The following is a 19,211-nucleotide window of genomic DNA, read 5'->3' on the forward strand; positions in this document are numbered from 1 at the left end:
CATCGCAAACGTCGGGCGCGCTAGCCGCGCGGCTTGACGGCATCGATGGTGAACGTGGCGGCGCCGAACGCGCCGGCGCAATCCGCGGTGCCTGCCGGGCAACGCGGCTTGCCCGCGAACGGCGAATAATGCGGGCCGCGGCGCGCGGCCGCCTGCTGCTGGGCATCAGCGGGGAACGACTGGAACGGCGCCGCGGACTTCAGTCCGCCGTCGGAAAAATCGCGCGGCGTCGTCGACACCAGCGTCAGGAAGTGATTGGGACCCGGCGGGTTGCCCGCCAGCATCGGCCAACTGGCGCGCGGCAACGACAGCGTCTGACCGGCGGCGATCCGGTTGTTGCGATCGAGTCCGTTCGGAAACAACATCAGGTACTGACCGTCCGGATCGACCATGAACACATACACGTAGCCCGCACGGTTGCTGTCGAGTTTGAACTGCAGATAGTCCTTGCCGATCGTGGCGGACGTTCTGCCCGGGGTGGCGGTAACCTGAATCGACGGATCGGCCAGCGTCACGATTCGCTCCAGTTCGCTGGCGGGGGTGAAGGGTGCGAGATTGTCGGCTTGTTCGGGTGGTGTGGCGGGCGCGGTAATCGTGGCAGGCGAAGCAGGAGCAGCCGGCGCAGCGGGGGCAACAGCAGCAACGGCTGCCGGATTTGGAGCGGCATTGCCAGACGTCTGCGCTGGAGTCTCGGCCGGCTTCGGCGAAGCCGTGTCGTGCGCATTCGTGCTTGCAGTGACAGCCGGGCTCGCGGCCGGTGGTGTACGCATCGCAAACCACGTACCGATCCCCGCGAGGGCCACGACGCAAAGAGCACCTGCCGCGATTAAGCCCGTGCGCTTCCGTTGACTACCGGCTGGTGCAGGAACGGCCGCCGCGGCTGGCTCATCGCGCTTCGCCTCGACAGTGGCGGCTGGCGCCGTTCGCGGCGCAGCGGTACTCGCTGTCTCGACCGAAACGCGCGTGTTGGGTTCGATCGCCGCATCCGCGTCATCCCGCGTATCGATGGCAATTCCCAGTTCGTCTGCCAGCGCCTGGACGCTTTGCGGGCGATCTTCGGGGCGCACCGCGAGCGCATGATCGATCGCGCGCAGGAACCGTTCGCTATACCGGCCGGCCGCGGCAGTGGCGAGCGGCACATACGTGTCGCTCATCAGCCTGCCGACGGAAGGCGGCGGTGTCTTGCCCTGAATCGCGAAATAGACGACCGCGGCGAGTGCGTACACATCGGTCCACGGCCCCTGTTTCAACGCCGCCACTTCGGCATATTGCTCGACCGGCGCATAGCCCGGCTTCAGGATCACGGTCAAGGCCTGGGTCATGTCGCCGATCACGCGCCGCGCCGCGCCGAAGTCCAGCAGCACGGGGCGGCCGCTGCCCTTGAGCAGCATGATGTTGTCCGGCGCGATGTCGCGGTGATAGCACTGCGCCGCATGCAACACCGCCAGCGCTTCGAGCAGCGGCGCAAGCAGCGCGCGCAGCCAGGCTTCATCGGGTGGGGCGCTCATGCGGCGCAAGCCGTCGCGCAGCGTCACGCCCTCGTAATACGGCATCACCATGTACGCGGTGCCGTTGGCCTCCCAGAACCGGTACACCTTGACGAGCGAATGATGATCGAAGCGGGCGAGCAGCCGCGCTTCGTTGATGAAGCTTTTCAGGCCGGCGCGGAAAGTGTCTTCATGACGTTCCGAGCGGACCGATACTTCGGCCGCGCCGACGCGCGTGGCGAGCGCGGCGGGAATGTATTCCTTCAGCGCGACGTGACGTCCTAGCTGGGTATCGTAGGCGAGATAGACGATGCCGAAGCCGCCTTCGCCAATCAGATCGACGATCTCGAACTCGCCGAGCCGGGTGCCGGCGGGCAGCGCATGTTGCGCGTTCGAACCCTGCGCGGCGGGGCGGAGGACGACTGTACGATCGGCGCCCGCCGCATCGGCGGGGTTCTGCTGGCCGTCCGGTCCGGACGCCTGTTGCACGATCACGGTTTTGTCGTCGGGGCTGCTCATCGGCTTTGGCTCCCTGGAGGGTACGACGGCTGAGCCCGGCACATGCGAGCGCCACCCTCACGCGCAGGCGCGTCCATCCTTAAGACGAGCGAGCGAGCCATTTTTTGAAATCGGGCCGGCCCGCGCGCGCGGGCGTTGGTCCGCGTGCGGCCGCCAGTTTCAAAATCGGCGGGCCGAATTCGTCTATACGGTGTTAGTCAACCGCTGCGTGCAGCTTGCGGGTTGTACGCGCATTCCATCCCAGCCGCTTCCTTTTGCCTTCTTGCAGGAAGTTAAAGTGAACGAGCGCCAAGGCCTATCGAGCGGGATGGCACACAGCGTCGTGCAACGCGATTCGCGGCGTGCGCTCGTCGCATGGGTCCCCCGGCTCGATGCCGCGTGGATCACGGGCGCGCTCGTGATTGGCTCGATACTGCTGGGCGCGGCGGGCAATTCGCTGGCCGCCGGCCCGTCCGCCGCCGCGGCGCGGCCCGCGAGCGGCGTGGCCCTCGCGCCCGAGTCGTTCGCCTTTCGTCAGGCCGACGAACGCGAACGCGACGCCGAAACGATCAACACGTTGACGTCCGAAGGGCGTCTGCTGTTGTCGCGTGACCGCGTCAAACTCCCTGCCTACGACTATTGCAGCATGTCCGTCGCGGCCGCCGAGCGCGGCGACTTCCGCGACAGCGTCGATGCCGCGGCGCGCGCGCTGGTGGTGGCCGGGCAGACCAACAATGAGGATCTGGCGGCCCTGTCCAAACGCGACCTCGCGATCGCCTACAGCTATGCCGGCGACCTCGACAACGCCGAGCGCTATGCCCGCGATGCGCTAGCTTCCACACCGAAGGCGCCCGAGCAGGTCTTTGCGCCGGCCAACAAGGTGCTTGGCGATGTCGCGTTGCGCCGGGGCAAGCCGCAGCAGGCGCTGGCCGCCTACGAAGACGCGCTGACGACCGCGTCGCCGCGCTACAAGCCGCTGGTGCTGATGTCGATCATCAACGCGCAGCTTGCCCGGGGCGATACGCTCGGCGCGCGCCAAACCTTCGACGCGGTCGGCGCCCCGGCCACCGCAGAGCTAGCACCCGCCTACCGGCGCATCGAAGGCAATCTGCTGCTGGCCGAAGGCAAGCCCGAGGAGGCGAAACACGCGTTCGAAACGCTATTGAGCGAAAGCGGCAATTCCAGCGACGCCAACTACGACCGTCTGTGGGCTCACGAAGGCATCGGCCGCGCCGACCTCGCGCTCGGTGACAAGGCGAATGCGCGCGAAGCCTACCTGCTCGCCGTCGACGACTCCGAGAAAATCCGCGCGCGGTTTCGCAGCGACGAGTTCAAGACGGCGCTGTTCGGCGACACGCAAACGGTCTTCGAACAGGCGATCGCGCTGACGGTCGAAACCGGCGACTACGCGATTGCCTGGGATCTATCCGAACGCAGCCGGGCGCGCGCGCTGCTCGACGTGGTGCGCAATCGCGTCGATACCGGCGTCGACGACCGTCAACTGAACGGGCAGGTGCCGAGCCTCGCCGCGACGCGCAATGCGCTCGAGCCCAACGAGGCGATCGTGGAGTTTCACAGTCTCGACAAGGAGCTGATCGTCTGGGTGGTGCGTGCCGATGGCCTGACCGGCCACACGTTGCCAATTGCGCGCGCCGACATGGATGCCGCCGTGACCGACCTGCGCAATGCGATCGTGCGCCGGCGGCCGGCCGCGCTGACCTACGGCGACAAGCTCGACGCGTTGCTGATCGCGCCGCTCGGCCTGCGCCCGAACGAGCGGCTGATCATCGTGCCGCACGGCGCGCTGCACTATCTGCCGTTCCAGGCTCTGCACGATGCCGACGGCTTTCTGATCGAACGCCATGCGATCGCGCTCGTACCCTCGGCGAGCGTCGCGGTGCAACTCGCGCAGCGCCAGCGGAAGATCGCGAGCGATCTGGTCGCATTCGGCAATCCGACCATCACGCCTGCTTATGCGCTGCCGGGCGCCGAGGCGGAAGTGCAGGGCATTGCGCCGCTGTTCGCGCGCAACGAAGTGTTCCTGCATAGCGATGCCACGCGCCTGAGCTTTCGCGACAACGCGCCCGCCGCACGCGTGCTGCACGTCGCGACGCACGCGCAGGCCGACACCATCGATCCGTTGCACTCGAGCATCCTGCTCGCGCCCGCGACGCAGCCCGCCGACGGCCCGGACTCGCTGCTCGCGAAAGACATCTACAACCTGAAGCTCAACGACGTGTCGCTCGTCACGCTGTCGGCCTGCGAGACCGGGCTCGGCCGGATCGCGCGCGGCGACGAGATTCTCGGCTTCACGCGGGCGTTCTTCTATGCCGGCGCAACCAGCCTGATCGTGTCGATGTGGCCGGTCGCCGACGAATCGAGCGCGCTGACGATGCGCACCTTCTACGCGCAACTCGCGCAAGGCCATGAGGCGATCGACGCGATGCGCACCGCGCAACTGGCGGTTCTGCACACGCCGCGCTTCGCGCATCCGTTCTTCTGGGCGCCATTCGATCTGATGGGTGGCTGGCGTTTGACCATCGCGCGTCAGCAACAGGGATGAACCCAACCAACCCTAGACCGATGAGAAGACTCCGACTGATCGCCGCGGCGGTGTCCTGCAGCAGTGCGCTCGCGTGGGGCCAGACATTGCCGAACGCGGGCAGCATCCTGAACCAGACGGCGCCGCGCGAAACCCGGCCCGCGCCGCCGGGCGGCAATCAGGCGCTGCCCGCCGTGCCGCCGCCGGCGGCACCCGTGACGGCGCCCGGCCAGACCTTCCTGCTGAAGAGCATCACGCTGAAGGGCAACGACACGATCGCCAGCGATGCACTGCTCGCGCCCGTGCAAGACAAATTCGGCAAGCAAACCAGTTTCGCCGGGCTCGAAGAAATTGCCGCGCGCATCACGCAGGTCTATCGCGATCACGGCTATCTGCTCGCCCAGGTGGTGATCCCGCCGCAGGACGTGACGTCCGGCAACGTCGAATTGAGCGTGCTCGAAGGACGCGTCGGCCACGTGCGGCTCGATATCGCGGCCGGCACGCCGATCCGCGAAGACCTGTTGCGCGCGCGGGTCGCGCAGATTCCGCTGGGCAAGCCGCTGCAGCAGCACGAACTCGAACGGACCATGCTGCTGCTGTCCGATCTGCCGGGTATTCAGGTTTCCTCGGCGATCGAAGCGGGCGAGGAGCCGGGCACGGTCGATCTGACCGTCAACGTCGCGCCGGCCAAACGCTGGACCTTTGCGCTCGATGTCGACAACTTCGGCGCGGAGTCGAGCGGTACCTGGCGGCTCGGTGCGCTCGCGCGCCTGAATTCGCCGTTCATGATCGGCGACAACCTCGACCTGCGGCTGCTCGGCAGCGAACGCGGCGACACGCTTTATGGGCGCATCGGCTACGAAGCGCCGATCAATGCGCAAGGAACGCGCGTCGGGGTCGCGGTGTCGCGGCTCAACTATGTGCTCGGCAAGGAATTCGCGTCGCTCGACGCGCAGGGCGAGGCGACCGTGGTGGACTTCACGCTCACGCATCCACTCGTGCGCACACGCAATCAGAGCCTGTTGGCACGCGTGAATCTCGAGTATCGCGACCTGATCGACAACATCGGCGTCGTCGATCAACACAATCCCAGATCGCTCGTTGAGGGCAGTGTCGGCCTCAGCTACGAAAGCCGCGACGCGCTGTTCGGCCGCGGCTTCAACAGCGCGGATGTCGAACTGTTGATCGGCAGTCTGCATTTTCGCAACGCGCAGGCCGAGGCACTCGATGCGTCGCCGCTCGGGCGCGACACGCAAGGCACCGAAGTGCGCGCGACGTTCTTCGCGAACCGCCTGAACGCGATCACCGAGCGGCTCAGCGTATTCGCCGGCGTATCCGGCCAGTGGGCCGGAACCACGCTCGACAGTTCGTCGCGCTTCCTGCTCGGCGGACCGCACGCGGTGCGCGCTTATTCGCCGTCCGAGGCACTGGTCGACGAGGGTTTCGTCGCGACCCTCGAAGGGCGCTTCGCGATCGATGCGCGGGCCACCGTGTTCACGTTCTTCGACTTCGGTACGGGCTGGTACAACGCGACGTCGCGCCCGGGCCAGGGGTCGAACGTGATCACGCGCAGTGGCGTGGGTCTCGGCGCGTTCTGGGCCGCGCCGGGCGGTTTTTCGCTACAGGGCACGGTCGCATGGCGCACGACCGGGCCCGATACGACCGGCAACGACAGGTTGCCGCGCTTTTATGTGCAACTGACCAAGACGTTCTAGCAGGCAGCCAAACGCAGCCAGACGCGACCAAACGCAACGCAACGCAACGACAAGCAGCAATCTGTGCCGAGGTGTGTGATGAACAAGCCATGCAATGTGCGACCCGCGCATGCGAGCACGATCGCCGGCGCGGTCGCCGCGTTGTTCGCGGCATCGTATATGCCGCTCGTGCTCGCGAATCCGACCGGCGGCCAGGTGGTGGCCGGCACGGTCAGCATCAACTCGCCGGCCGCTGGCCAGATGCACATCACGCAGGGCTCGTCCAATGCGATCGTCAACTGGAACACGTTTTCGATCGGCAGCGGCGAAGCGGTCCGCATCGCGCAGCCGTCGGCTTCCTCCGCGCTGCTCAACCGCGTGATGGGCAACGACCCCAGCGTGATCGCCGGACGCTTGCAGGCCAACGGCAAGGTGTTTCTCGTCAATCCGGCGGGGGTGATCTTTGCGCCAGGGTCCTCGGTGAACGTGGGATCGATGGTCGCTTCGACGCTCAATATCTCGAATGCCGACTTTCTTGCCGGCAACTACCATTTCGTCGGCGCGTCCGCGGCGCCGCTCAGCAATGCCGGAACGCTCAGCGCGGCCGAGGGCGGCACCATCGCGTTGCTCGGCGGCACGGTCAGCAATAGCGGCACGGTCAGCGCGAAACTGGGCACCGTCGCGCTGGGCGCGGGCAACGACATCACCGTCGACTTCGCCGGCGACGGGTTGACCACGCTGAAGATCAACCAGGGCGCGGCGCACGCGCTGATCGGCAATACCGGCACAGTGGCCGCCGACGGCGGCACCGTCGTGATGAGCGCACAGACGGCCGATGCGCTGGCCGGCACGGTCATCAACCAGCAAGGCATCGTGCGCGCACAAGGCCTCAGCGAGCATAACGGCCACATACTGCTCGACGGCGGCACGAATGGCGTGACCCAGGTGGGCGGTACGCTCGACGCCAGCGGCGGCGCAGGGCAAACCGGCGGCAGGATCGACGTGACCGGCTACGACGTGGCGCTGCTGCCCGGGGCGTACATCGATGCGAGCGGTGCCGCGGGCGGCGGCACCGTGCACTTCGGCGGCGGCCCGGCGGGCGCGGACCCCGCCATCCGCAATGCCGATGCGATCTGGATGTCGCCCACCGCCAGCATCCATGCGGATGCGCTCGTCGACGGCAATGGCGGCAACGTCGTCGCTTACAGCGAAACGGCCAGCCGCATTTACGGCACGTTGACCGCGAAGGGCGGTCCACGGGGCGGCAACGGCGGCTTGATCGAAACGTCCGGCCACACGCTCGATACGACCGGCATGAGCGTCGATGCATCGGCGCCGAAAGGCCAGGGCGGCCGGTGGCTGCTCGACCCGTTCGAGGTCGACATCGTGACGCAGATACCGGATGTCACCGCTGCGCCGGTCCAAACGCAAACCGCGGCCGATTCGAACACGATGACGTTCGGGCCGATCACCGGCAGCACGTTCATCCTGAACACGGCGCTTACCGGCCCGCTGAGCCTTGGCACGTCGGTGACGGTACTGACAGGGACCGATCCCAACCTGGGCGCGGGCGACATCGTCGTCGACGCGCCGCTCAGCCTCACGACCGGCACGCTTCCCGCCACGCTGAAGCTGAGCGCGACGGGATCGGTGCTGGTCAACAACACCATCACGTCGAGTGCCGGGCCGCTCAGCCTCGTATTCGATGCGAACGTGGGCGGCACGAGCCCGCTCAGCCTGGTCTCGTTCCAGGGCGTCACCGTGAGGACCAACGGCGGCAGCGTGACGTTGGGCAGCGGCGGCGCGAGCCCGATCCTGATCCAGAACTCGAACATCGACACGGCGGGCGGCGATCTGACGGTGACCGGCACGTTCCCGATCAATGGCGTGGCGATTGGTTATCTGGTCACGTCGTCGTCGGGCATCTTCATCGACGCGTCGACCATTTCCACGCAGGCCGGCCTGTTCTCGCTGTCGGGCGTCGCGCTGGGCGCGAACGCCAACGGCGTGGCGATCGAAGACGCCAGCGCGCTGTCGACGACGAGCGGCGCGCTGCGTATCACCGGCACGGCGACCGCCGGCGGCGGAGGCAACGACGGCGTCTTCGCGCAAGGTAACAACACGATTCGAACCGGCAGCGGCGCGCTCAACATCAGCGGTGCCGGCAGTTCGAATATCGAGGATCAGGGCATCGGAGTGTTTCTATCCAGCACTTCCGCCAGCACGACGAGCGGGGCACTGAGCGTGAACGGCAGTGCCTCAGGCAGCGGCGCAACGGGCGTGTTCCTGAGCGGCGGCGCCACGGTGGGCGGGAGTGCCACGCCGCAACCCGGGCTCAGCAGTTCGGGCGGCGCGATCGCGGTCAACGGGAGCGTCGCGCAAAGCGCGCAAGGGGGCTTCGGCGTCGAGATTCAGAACACCACGATCTCCAACACGACCGGCTCGATCGGCGTGACGGGCAATGTCAACGGCACAGCCACCGGCGGCACCTTCGCGGACGGCGTCTTTTTTTCGGGCGCCACGCTGAACACCGGCAGCGGCGACATTTCCGCCGCCGGCAGCGTGTCGTCGAACATGAACGTCAGTATCGGCCTCGACATGCATGGGTCGTCGGTCCAGTCGACGAGCGGCAACATCAAGTTCACCGGACAAAGCGTCGGCGCCGCGGTGAACGGCGACTCGGTGATCGGACTGATGTTCGAGAACACGCCATGCGTGGAATGCGTCCAGACGTCCCCCGTATCGGTGACGACCGGAACGGGCACGGTGAGCCTGTTCGGCAGCGGCACCGGTCCGTTCGTGCAGGGCGTGCTGATCACTGACGGCACGACGATCACGTCGACCAACGGCGGGGCGATCGATATTCGCGGCACGGTGAGCGGCCCGGCCGGCAGCAGTCCGAACCTGCAGAACGACTACGGCGTGCTGATCGCCAATGGCACGATCGGCGCGACCGGCACGCGTAACACGACGATCGGCATCGCCGGTTCGACTACCACGTCCGATCCGGGCGTCGCGATCGGCCTGGCCGTCCCGGAGGTCGAGCAGAGCGAGTTCGGGCTGCTCAATCCGACCACCGGCGTCACCGGCGGCATAACGACTGCGGTCGCCAATGCCGCGACCGACAACGTGACGATCTCGACCACGAGTCCCGGTTCGATCGTATTGCGCGCATTCAACGACGGCACCGCGAGCAGCCTCGCGATCACGCAGGCGACGCTGACGTCGTCGGGCGGCGTGCTGTCGATCATGCCGGCGTCGGTGGACCCGTCGAGCTTCGCGATCACCGCGCAGAACGCGACGCCGATCACGCTGCTCGGCACGGGCGGCGGCCTCAGCATCGACGCCCCGACTTTCGCGAGCTTCGCATCGATCCCGAACATCGTGCTGGGGTCCAGCACCCAGACCGGACGCATCACGGTAAGCGGGCAGTGCGTATCGGCCGGCTCGCCTTGCGTGCCGACGCGGCCGTCCTTCGCGAACAATCTGACGCTGTCGAACCCGGGCGCGGGCAGTCAAGGGATCGCGCTGAGCTTCGGCATCTCGACCCCGGGCCAGACCTTGATGTTGTTGTCCGCAGGTCCCGTCACGGACCCCGGCGGCATCCAGACCGCCGGGCTCATCCTTGCCGGCCCCGGTAGCTTCACGCTGACCGATCCGCAAAACGACGTCGGCGTGCTGGCGATGGCCAATGCGGGCAACGTCGACTTCTCGAACTCGCATGGTTTCGTGATCGGCCCGCTGACGAGCCGGACGTTCGACACCGCCGCGAGCCAGCTGAACCCGATGAGCGTGACGAACTCCACGCTGACCGGCAACCTCGTCGCGACCGCCACGACCGGCAATATCGGGCTGGGCGCGGCCACGCCGTCCGCGACGGCGCCGAGCACGAATCTGAGCGCGGGCGGCTCGATCGATCTGGTGATGGAGAACGGCGTTTTCGTCGATGCGAACTCCGGCACACTTGGCGCCGGCAACGCATGGCGAGTCTGGGCCAGCACCTGGACCGGCGAAACACGCGGCAGCGTGCAGCCGAACACCGCGCAGCCGAATTTTTACGGCTGCCTGTTTGGCTCGGGCTGTAGTTGGGGCGGCACGGTGCCCGCTACCGGCAATCATTTCGTCTATGCCGCACGGCCGACGGTCACGGTCACCGCGGATGGCGCGACGCGCTTCGTCGGTGCGCCTAACCCGGCGTTCACCTATACGACGAGCGGCCTGATCAATGGCGACACTGCCGCGGGCACGTTGAGCGGCTCGGAGACGACCACGGCCACTCTGACGTCACCGGCGGGCGGTTATCCGATCGACCCCAACTTCACGTCCAGCGTCGGCTATATCGTCAACGAAGTGCCGGGCACGCTGACGGTGATTCCGTTCCAGAACTCGAACCCTCAGGGCCCGATTCCCAATCCGGTCGCGCAAAGCGGGCTGCAGACGTTTTTCAGCAGCCAGGAGCAGACGTTCGTCTACGAAAACAATCTGCAGGGCACCAACATCTGCATCGGCTCTAACCAGCCGCTCTTCAGCACGACGCCGCCGGGCGAGAATCAGGACATCCTCGCGGTCGAATGGAAACGGGTGCGCTCGCAGCCGAACCTGAACAGCTGCATGCTGACGAACGCCCAGCACGGCTGCGGCGACTTCTAGCGGGAGCGAGGCGAAGCGGACGGAACCGGCGGCGGCGCGCCTTCGGGCGAATGCAGCGCGCGCAGTTGTGCGATGGCGGCCTCGGCGCTCGCGACGAACCGCTGCGAGAGCCGCCATGCTTCGACGACGTCCTCGTGGACGGGCTGCTCCATGCCGAGGTGAATGCGGAAGAATCGCTCCGCGTGGATTTCCGGGTGGTAATGCTGGCGCACCCGCTTCGCGTCGATCAGCCGCCGGTTGCCGAACAGCCGGCTCAATGCCCACGAAAACGCGCCGTCTTCGCCACCGACGCGGCGAAAGAACACGTCGAGCGGAAACCCGCCCAGCGCGCGATACACCGCCCGCCGGATCACCAGACTGCTGGGCACGGTGTTGCTCAGGATTGCAGCGTATTTTTCGAAATCGGGATGCTCGACGATCGCGCGAGGAAAGCCCGCATAGTCGACATCGAGCCGCACCGATGCCTCTCCCGGACAGCGCTGCAGATAGCCACTCGCCGCAGCCAGCGCGCCGGGCAGGTATTCGTCGTCAGCGTCGATGAAAGCGAGCAGATCCTCGCTCGCGTGCATCGCGGCCCAGTTGCGCGCGGCCGCGACGCCGCCGTTCACGTGCATGCGCAGCACCTGCACGCGCGCGTCGAGGCGGCCGTAATGTTGCGCGACGTCGATCGAAGCATCGGTCGAGCCATCGTCGACGACGATGATTTGCGCGGCCTCCGGCTGAATCAGGCAGCTTTCGAGCGCGCGGCCAAGCGTTGCCGCCATCTGCAGACAGGGAATGATGATCGAGATCGGCATGATGCGAGCCCCGTTGCGATGCTGATCCGCTGCGTCACGGTTGTGCCGGGCCTGGCATCAACTGTGTCGCTTCCCCATCGTCACCGACCCACACCGCGAGCGCCGTGAAGTTGTCGTGATTCGTGCTGGCGTTCGCGCGCACCTGCTGCGCGAGTGCGTCGAGCCAGTCGCCGGGTGTCGCCGCATGGGCTAGCGCATCGGCGATGCCGGCGTCGTCGGCGTACTCCCACAGACCGTCCGTGCAGATCAGGAAAGCGTCGCCGTCGCGTAGCGCGAAGGTGCCGTCGATGCCCGCAATGGAAAGCGCGTCGCGGGTGCCCAGCGCCGCATACAGCACGTTGCGGCGCGGGTGATGGCGCATCTCCTCCTCGGTGAGCAACTGCGCGTCGACCATCTGCTGAACCATGCTGTGGTCGCGCGTGCGCGCGCTGATTTCGCCGTGGCGGAAGCAGTACAGGCGGGTGTCGCCGCAATGGGCCCACGCGGCCGTCGCGCATTCGCGATCGATGGCGAGCACCACGGCCGTCGAACGCATGTCTTTTTCACTGTCCTTGCCGCGCAACTGTTCTTCGAGGATGTTCTCGTTGGCATGCGTGAGCGAGCCGATCAGCCGTTCGCCGGTCGGCGGCAATTCGGCCACGGTCAGATAGCGCAAATCCGCCAGCACCGAATCGACGACGAGGCGCGCGGCGGTGTCGCCGCCGCCATGTCCGCCGGCGCCGTCGGCGACGACGCAATAGTAGAGCCGCTCGCTCGACCAGTCGCCGAACGAATCTTCATTGCGCGGGCGGTCGCCCCGGTCGGTCAGGCTTGCGGTGGCGAGTTGCACCGTTGACCTCTCATGTGCTCGTGGTCGGTCGACCTCATTCCTGTGCGTGCGACTGCGCGGACAGGATGCCCAGAACCAGCAGGATGACGATGCGATTGCCGGGCGCGATGTCGATGCCGAGGCTGTGCTCGATCCATTGGCCGATTTCCGTACGGGCGAAGTCGGCGGGTATCGAGCCTTTTTTCAGCGTGACGCCGAGCTTGCGCGCCCGGTAGTGATACGACGCGATGCCGTAACGCGCGGCGACCTGCGACAGACCGCCTTTCTCGTTCGACAGCCATCCGAGACTGCCGGCGAGCAGCATGCGGTTCGCTTCGTCGAGCGAAGCGATGAAATCCGACGCGGATTCGCGGACTTCGGCTTCGTGCAGACCGTATTGCAGCAGGACCGAGCCGATCGGATCGGGGTGAAAGGCGGTTTGCCGGTCGATCTCGAGCATCACGTCGTCTTCATCGAGCGACACGTTGCGCTGATGGCTCGCGCTACGCAGACAGTCGATCAGGTAGCGGCGGAAATAGGCGCACACGGCATGGCTGTTCGAGGGCGCGCTATGCAGCGGGAAGGTGGGCGAGGCGGTAGGCGCGGTATCGAGGCGGAACACCTTGAAATAGAGGAACTGCGAGATCAGTTCCTCCTTGTCCTCGCCCAGCGCCTGCAATTCCGAAGGATGGTAGCCGGTCAACGCGCGGCGCACGATCGTATAGATCGACGCCATTTCGTCGTGGCTCAGGCAGGTGCGGCGTTGCCACAGGTCGGGCAGCGCGCTCTCTCCAGCGTGGTCGGCCATTGCTGCGCTTTGGATATCTGCCACTTTTCACCCCGAGGTGTGAACTCCGCTTCCTGCGGCGGAGCCCGCTGCTGACACTACCCATTGCGCCGCGCTTGTGGTGCGCCGGCTTCCTGTCCCCCAACGAATCCGGCACTCGCTTTGCCGCCATATCGGGCTGATGCGAGTGCCAAACGCCTGCAATACCAGGCAATTCGGCCGGGCAACCGGCGCATGATTGGAAAACAAAGTTAGTCTATTGGCACGTTTTATTTATTACAAGGTAAAACTCAATATGTTATTCACCGCTTTGTCGCGGTGTTCTATCGCTATCAGGATTAACCCTGGACGAAATGTAAACGCTTACCGGTAGTCTCGAAAGGTCGAATTTTTTAAAAATCGAGCGCTTGATTCGTTTACTTAGATGTCGGGCGATCCCGCCAATCGCCTGTCCTGAAAGGGCGCGCTGGCGAGGTCGTAAGACGACTGGCCGAGCATTGGATGGTTAATGGTGACTGAACGAAAGGTGAAAACTTTTTAAATGTTTATGGAGTTGAATGGTATTACATATACTGTTTCGCTTAATTAAACAAAATCCGCTTCTATTGGTATCCGGCTTTGTTTTTCCGGGCTGCGTGCTATTCTCATATCGGATTGCCGCCGAGAATGGGCAATGCCCGCTAAAAACAGCGCAATAGGTGGCACGGGCAATCTAATTAGAGTTAACACGTATTTCCGGGAAACGCTGATTCCTGGCGGGCAAGGGCAACGCGTACCGGTCACTTACGGTGCGTCGAGACTACTCATCCGAGACCGATACAGACATGGCCACGCTTCTCGCGGGCGAACTGCTCGCCGACATATCAGCTGCCAGTCCGTGCGGGGACGACCTCGAGTACGACCCTGACTTCCTTGCGCTCGAACAGGTCGTTCATGGCAAGCCGGAGGTGCAGTTCGGCGAGACCATGGTCGCCGCCACACCGCCCGACTGGAAAGTGGCCGAAGCGCTATCGCTCGATCTGCTCGTGAAAGGCCGCGACTTGCGTGTCGCGGTACACCTGGCGCGCGCGCTGCTCAATCGCCGGCGTTTCGCCGGCTTCGCCGAGGGTCTAGCGCTCGTCGAAGGCCTGCTCGAACAGCGCTGGGACCACGTCTACCCGCAGCTCGATCCCGACGACGACAACGATCCGACCGCCCGCGTCAACGCGCTCGCCGCGCTCGTCGACGCGTCCGGCATGCTGGTGGATGTGCGCGACGCGCCGCTCGCGTCGTCGCGCGCGCACGGTGTCGTCAGTTTGCGCGACATCGAATATGCGACCGGAGAAGTGCCGCTGCCCAAGGGCGTCGAGGCGCCGTCGCTGAGTTCGATCGACGCGGTGATCGCCGACGCTCACGAAGACGCCGCCGAAGCGCACACGGCCTTGCTCGCGGCCACGCATAGCGCGACGCGCATCGAAACGGTATTGACCGAGCGTGTCGGCGCGGCGCGTTCCATCGATCTGTCGCCGCTGTCGAGACTGCTGCGGCGTGCGGCCGATTTTCTCGGCGAACGTCTGGACGTCCCGGGCGGCGCGCCGCAAGCATCGACAGACGGCGACGCGGCCACGGGCGAGCACGCCGGCGCGGCGCCCGCACCCGTACCGGTGTCCGGCGACATCACGGACCGTCAGGACGTGATCCGCATGATCGACAAGATCTGCGCGTACTACGAGCGTCACGAACCCTCCAGCCCGGTGCCGCTGCTGCTGCTGCGCGCGCGCCGGCTGGTCGACAAGAACTTCATGGAAATTCTGCAGGACCTCGCGCCCGAAGGCGTGAGCCAGGCCCGGCAGGTCGGCGGTATAGAAAACGAGTAAGCAGTCAGGCGGGGATGTGCCTTTTCGCTTATAGCAACGCCAGTCATGCGCCATGCTGCTCGCGGCCGTGCGGCGTCAACCAGGGGAATCGTCGTGGCCAAGGAAAGCAGCCAGAAATTCATCGCGCGCAATCGAGCGCCGCGGGTTCAGATCGAGTACGACGTCGAAGTCTACGGCTCGGAGAAGAAGGTCAATCTGCCCTTCGTGATGGGCGTGCTGGCCGATCTGTCCGGTCAGCCGGCCGACCCGCTCGCGCCGGTGGCGGATCGAAAGTTTCTCGAGATCGACGTCGACAACTTCGACGAGCGTCTGAAGTCGATGAAGCCGCGCGTCGCCGTGCAGGTGCCGAACCTGTTGACCGGTGAAGGCAACCTCGCCGTCGACATGACCTTCGAGAGCATGGACGATTTTTCGCCTGCCGCGGTAGCGCGCAAGGTGGACGCGTTGGCGAAGCTGCTGGAGGCGCGCGGCCAGTTGCAGAACCTGCTGACCTATATGGACGGCAAGACCGGCGCGGAGGAACTGATCGCGAAGCTGCTCAACGATCCTGCGTTGCTGCAGTCGTTGGCGTCCGCACCGAAGCCGCAGGAATGAGCGTGACCTACAGGGGAGTCTGACCATGGCTGAACCTAGCACCGAAGGGCAAGCGCAACCCGGCGAGACGTCGCTTGAAACCAGCGATTTCGCGAATCTGCTGCAAAAGGAATTCAAGCCGAAGAGCGAGAAGGCGAAGGAAGCCGTCGAGACGGCGGTGCGCACGCTCGCCGAACAGGCGCTGCGCGATACCAACGTAATTTCGGGCGACGTGCTCGCGACGATCGAATCGCTGATCGCGCGGATCGACGAGAAGCTGACCGCCCAGGTCAATCAGATCATTCACTCGGAGGAGTTCCAGAAAGTCGAGAGCGCGTGGCGCGGCTTGCACTATCTGGTCAACAACACCGAGACGGACGAAACCTTGAAGATCCGCGTGATGAACGTATCGAAGGGCGATCTGTACAAGACGCTCAAGAAGTACAAGGGCACCGCGTGGGATCAGAGCCCGATCTTCAAGAAGCTCTACGAAGAGGAATACGGCCAGTTCGGCGGCGAGCCGTATGGCTGCCTGGTGGCCGACTATTACTTCGACAACAGCGGGCCCGACGTCGATCTGCTGACGCAGATCGCCAAGATCTCGGCCGCCGCGCATGCGCCGTTCATCGCCGGCGCCGATCCCGCGGTGATGCTGATGGATTCATGGCAGGAGCTGGCCAATCCGCGCGACCTGACGAAGATCTTCCAGACTCCTGAGCATGCCGCGTGGCGCTCACTGCGTGAATCCGAGGATTCACGCTACGTCGGTCTCGCGATGCCGCGCTTTCTCGCGCGCGCGCCGTATGGCGCGAAGACCAATCCGGTCGAGGAATTCGATTTCGAGGAAGACACCGCGGGCGCGGACAGCAGCAAATACGCGTGGGCCAATGCGGCCTATGCGATGGCGACCAATATCAACCGCTCGTTCAAGATGTACGGCTGGTGTTCGCGGATTCGCGGCATCGAATCGGGCGGCGCCGTCGAAAATCTGCCGGTGCATGCGTTTCCCACCGACGACGGCGGCGTCGACATGAAGTGCCCGACCGAAATCGCGATCAGCGATCGCCGCGAAGCCGAACTCGCGAAGAACGGCTTCATGCCGCTCGTGCACAAGAAGAACTCCGATTTCGCGGCCTTCATCGGCGCGCAATCGCTGCACAAGCCCGCCGAGTTCGAAGATCCCGATGCCACCGCGAACGCGAACCTCGCCGCCCGCCTGCCTTATCTGTTCGCATGCAGCCGCTTCGCTCACTACCTGAAGTGCATCGTGCGCGACAAGGTCGGCAGTTTCAAGGAGAAGGACGACATGCAGCGCTGGCTGCAGAACTGGATCCTCCAGTACGTCGACGGCGATCCGGCGCACTCGAGCGAAGAATCCAAAGCCCGACGCCCGCTCGCTGCCGCCGAGGTGGTCGTCGAGGAAGTGGAGGGCAACCCGGGCTATTACACGTCGAAATTTTTCCTGCGTCCGCATTACCAGTTGGAAGGCCTGACCGTATCGCTACGGTTGGTTTCGAAGCTTCCGTCCGCCAAGGCGGCATGACGGAAATCCCCATTCAGTGACGAATTGCTTTGAGCGGAGAATAAGATGGCCATCGACATGTTCATGAAGCTGGGCGACATCAAGGGCGAGTCGCAGGACAAGACCCACAAGGAAGAGATCGAAGTGCTCGCGTGGAGCTGGGGCCTGAGCCAGAGCGGCACCATGCACATGGGCACGGGCGGCGGCGCCGGCAAGGTGTCGGTGCAGGATCTGTCGTTCACCAAATACAGCGACAAGGCGAGTCCGCCGATCATGGCGGCCTGCACCAAGGGCACCCACATCGACAAGGCCTTGCTGACCGTGCGCAAAGCCGGCGGCGACAATCCGCTCGAGTACTACAAGATCACGCTGGAAGGCGTGCTGGTCAGCTCGTATTCGACGGGGGGCTCCGGCGGCGAAGAGCGCTTCACCGAGAACGTCACGCTGAACTTCGAAAAATTCCATGTCGAGTATCAGCCGCAAAACGCCAAGGGCGCGAAGGAGGGCGGCGTGGTCGAAGTGAAATGGAACATCCCCGGCAACGCGGAAACCTGATCGGCTGTCGGCAAAAAGGGGCGACTGCACTGCACCGGCCGCGCCGCTGCAGTGCGGCGGCGAGTGGGACGACTTGAGACAGACCGGAGCGAACCGGCATGAACGCAGAAGAATGCTTGCGCGAAGGCGATCTCGACGGATGTCTGCGCGAATTGCAAAACCAGGTTCGCAAGGATCCGTCGAAGGCCGCCTATCGCGTGTTTCTGTTCCAGTTGCTCGCGGTGATGGGCGCCTGGGATCGCGCCTTGACGCAACTGAACGTCATCGGCGAACTCGACGCGGCCGCGTTGCCGATGGTGCAGACCTATCGTGAAGCGTTGCAATGCGAGGCGCTGCGCGAGGCGGTTTTCAAAGGCGAGCGCGCGCCGCTGATCTTCGGCGAGCCGACCGGCTGGCTCGCATTGCTGCTCGAGGCATTGCGGCTCGATGCCGCAGGCGATAGCGGCGCGGCGGCCGCCGCGCGCGCGCGGGCGCTCGACGAGGCGCCCGCCACCGCCGGCGCATTGAACGGCGAACCGTTCGAGTGGCTCGCCGACGCCGACAACCGGCTCGGCCCGACGCTCGAAGCGGTATTGAACGGCCGCTATTACTGGATTCCTTTTTCGCGCATCAAGCGCATCGAAATCGAGCCGCCGTCCGACCTGCGCGACCGGGTCTGGATGCCGGCCGTCTTCACGTGGGCCAACGACGGCCAGGCCGCCGGCCTGATTCCCGCCCGCTATCCGGGCACGCTCGCCGAGGCGAATCGCGCGCTGTGGCTCGCGCGCCTGACCGAATGGATCGGTGACGATCCCGCGCTCGCGCGGCCGGTGGGACAGCGCATGTTCGCCTCCGATGCGAACGACTACGCGCTCTTCGACGTGCGCAGCATCGAACTGACGAGCGGCGACGCGCCTGCCGAACAGGACGGCGCGGCCGTGCCGGATCATGGCTGAGCTGACCGCCCGTGATCGCCTGCAACCGTCGCTGCTCGACCGGCTGACCGATCTCGAACCGGAAGTCAAACAGGAAGCGCGCGAGCGCCGCGTTCTGTCGATGCGCGCGCTGCGCGAGAGCGTGCAGCGCGACCTCGGCTGGCTGCTGAACGCGAATGGCCTCGCGTCGGTGCAGGATCTGAGCGGCTATCCGTATGTCGCGACCTCCGTGATCAATTTCGGCTTGCCGGATATTGCCGGCAAGACCGCCTCAGGCATCGATCCGTTGCGGCTCGAGCGGCTGGTGCGCGATGCGATCTGGGCGTTCGAGCCGCGCATTCTGCGCGATACCGTGCGGGTCAGTTTGATGCAAGTCGAAGAGACGACCGGGCGCCACAACACCGTGTCATTTTTGGTGGAGGGCGATCTGTGGGCGCAGCCGTATCCGGAGCGGCTTTTCTTCAGGACCGAACTCGATCTGGAAGTGGGCGAAATCCGTGTGATCGACCAGGGCGGCCCGCGCTGAAG

The 19,211-nt window shown here is 65.3% G+C and carries 13 protein-coding genes; 9 read left to right on the plus strand and 4 right to left on the minus strand.

Translation table 11 applies throughout. The features are described from left to right. Positions 1–20: 20 nt before the first annotated feature. On the minus strand, positions 21–2,006 hold the full coding sequence (locus AB3X89_RS02700; protein WP_368581709.1) for a DUF4384 domain-containing protein: 1,986 nt from the start codon (positions 2,004–2,006) through the stop codon (positions 21–23). Between AB3X89_RS02700 and AB3X89_RS02705 the strand changes: the two genes are divergently transcribed. From AB3X89_RS02705 to AB3X89_RS02715, 3 genes are all read left to right on the plus strand, one after another. Continuing rightward, positions 1,987–4,548: a CHAT domain-containing protein gene (locus tag AB3X89_RS02705; RefSeq protein ID WP_368581710.1), complete on the plus strand. Its 2,562-nt coding sequence runs from the start codon at positions 1,987–1,989 to the stop codon at positions 4,546–4,548. The two genes, AB3X89_RS02700 and AB3X89_RS02705, sit on opposite strands and share 20 nt — an antisense overlap. Before the next feature lie 20 nt (positions 4,549–4,568). Next, a complete protein-coding gene (locus AB3X89_RS02710; RefSeq protein WP_368581711.1) occupies positions 4,569–6,242 on the plus strand; it encodes a ShlB/FhaC/HecB family hemolysin secretion/activation protein in 1,674 nt (557 codons plus the stop codon). 78 nt (positions 6,243–6,320) lie between these two features. Next, on the plus strand, positions 6,321–10,871 hold the full coding sequence (locus AB3X89_RS02715) for a beta strand repeat-containing protein (RefSeq protein WP_368581712.1): 4,551 nt from the start codon (positions 6,321–6,323) through the stop codon (positions 10,869–10,871). Here AB3X89_RS02715 and AB3X89_RS02720 read toward each other — a convergent pair. The 3 genes from AB3X89_RS02720 to AB3X89_RS02730 are packed head-to-tail and all read right to left on the minus strand — an operon-like array spanning position 10,868 to position 13,212. Continuing rightward, positions 10,868–11,671 (minus strand): glycosyltransferase family 2 protein, encoded by an 804-nt coding sequence (locus tag AB3X89_RS02720; protein ID WP_368581953.1) that lies wholly within the window; start codon positions 11,669–11,671, stop codon positions 10,868–10,870. The genes AB3X89_RS02715 and AB3X89_RS02720 overlap by 4 nt on opposite strands. Before the next feature lie 31 nt (positions 11,672–11,702). Next, positions 11,703–12,497 carry a PP2C family serine/threonine-protein phosphatase gene (locus tag AB3X89_RS02725; protein ID WP_368581713.1) on the minus strand — a complete coding sequence of 265 codons (795 nt, stop codon included), beginning with the start codon at positions 12,495–12,497 and terminating at the stop codon, positions 11,703–11,705. Between the two features lie 34 nt (positions 12,498–12,531). Further along, positions 12,532–13,212, minus strand: a complete 681-nt coding sequence (locus tag AB3X89_RS02730; protein ID WP_368581954.1) for a hypothetical protein — start codon at positions 13,210–13,212, stop codon at positions 12,532–12,534. Positions 13,213–14,087: 875 nt separating this feature from the next. On the opposite strand from AB3X89_RS02730, the gene tssA reads away from it, so the two are divergent. The 6 genes from tssA (at position 14,088) to tssE (ending at position 19,209) form a co-directional block, all read left to right on the plus strand. Further along, positions 14,088–15,119, plus strand: coding sequence for a type VI secretion system protein TssA (gene tssA / locus AB3X89_RS02735; RefSeq protein WP_368581714.1), 1,032 nt, complete (start codon positions 14,088–14,090; stop codon positions 15,117–15,119). 93 nt (positions 15,120–15,212) lie between these two features. Next, complete coding sequence (tssB, locus tag AB3X89_RS02740; RefSeq protein WP_368581715.1) at positions 15,213–15,713, plus strand: type VI secretion system contractile sheath small subunit; 501 nt, start codon at positions 15,213–15,215, stop codon at positions 15,711–15,713. 25 nt (positions 15,714–15,738) lie between these two features. Beyond that, positions 15,739–17,235, plus strand: a complete 1,497-nt coding sequence (tssC, locus tag AB3X89_RS02745) for a type VI secretion system contractile sheath large subunit (protein ID WP_368581716.1) — start codon at positions 15,739–15,741, stop codon at positions 17,233–17,235. A 45-nt stretch (positions 17,236–17,280) separates the two neighbouring features. Beyond that, positions 17,281–17,769 carry an Hcp family type VI secretion system effector gene (locus AB3X89_RS02750; RefSeq protein WP_368581717.1) on the plus strand — a complete coding sequence of 163 codons (489 nt, stop codon included), beginning with the start codon at positions 17,281–17,283 and terminating at the stop codon, positions 17,767–17,769. Positions 17,770–17,867: 98 nt separating this feature from the next. Next, positions 17,868–18,704: a type VI secretion system accessory protein TagJ gene (locus AB3X89_RS02755; RefSeq protein ID WP_368581718.1), complete on the plus strand. Its 837-nt coding sequence runs from the start codon at positions 17,868–17,870 to the stop codon at positions 18,702–18,704. Then, entirely contained in the window at positions 18,697–19,209 is a 513-nt protein-coding gene (gene tssE, locus AB3X89_RS02760) for a type VI secretion system baseplate subunit TssE (RefSeq protein ID WP_368581719.1), read from the plus strand. The genes AB3X89_RS02755 and tssE overlap by 8 nt, the downstream gene beginning before the upstream one ends. Positions 19,210–19,211 lie beyond the last annotated feature (2 nt).

The organism is Paraburkholderia sp. BR14320, assembly GCF_040948665.1.
Classification (GTDB): domain Bacteria; phylum Pseudomonadota; class Gammaproteobacteria; order Burkholderiales; family Burkholderiaceae; genus Paraburkholderia; species Paraburkholderia youngii.

Coding starts and splice junctions, on each gene's coding strand:
- AB3X89_RS02700 (WP_368581709.1), bottom strand. CDS start 2,006: ATGAGCAGCCCCGACGACAAAACCGTGATCGTGCAACAGGCGTCCGGA.
- AB3X89_RS02710 (WP_368581711.1), top strand. CDS start 4,569: ATGAGAAGACTCCGACTGATCGCCGCGGCGGTGTCCTGCAGCAGTGCG.
- AB3X89_RS02715 (WP_368581712.1), top strand. CDS start 6,321: ATGAACAAGCCATGCAATGTGCGACCCGCGCATGCGAGCACGATCGCC.
- AB3X89_RS02730 (WP_368581954.1), bottom strand. CDS start 13,212: ATGGCGTCGATCTATACGATCGTGCGCCGCGCGTTGACCGGCTACCAT.
- tssA (WP_368581714.1), top strand. CDS start 14,088: ATGGCCACGCTTCTCGCGGGCGAACTGCTCGCCGACATATCAGCTGCC.
- tssC (WP_368581716.1), top strand. CDS start 15,739: ATGGCTGAACCTAGCACCGAAGGGCAAGCGCAACCCGGCGAGACGTCG.
- AB3X89_RS02750 (WP_368581717.1), top strand. CDS start 17,281: ATGGCCATCGACATGTTCATGAAGCTGGGCGACATCAAGGGCGAGTCG.
- AB3X89_RS02755 (WP_368581718.1), top strand. CDS start 17,868: ATGAACGCAGAAGAATGCTTGCGCGAAGGCGATCTCGACGGATGTCTG.
- tssE (WP_368581719.1), top strand. CDS start 18,697: ATGGCTGAGCTGACCGCCCGTGATCGCCTGCAACCGTCGCTGCTCGAC.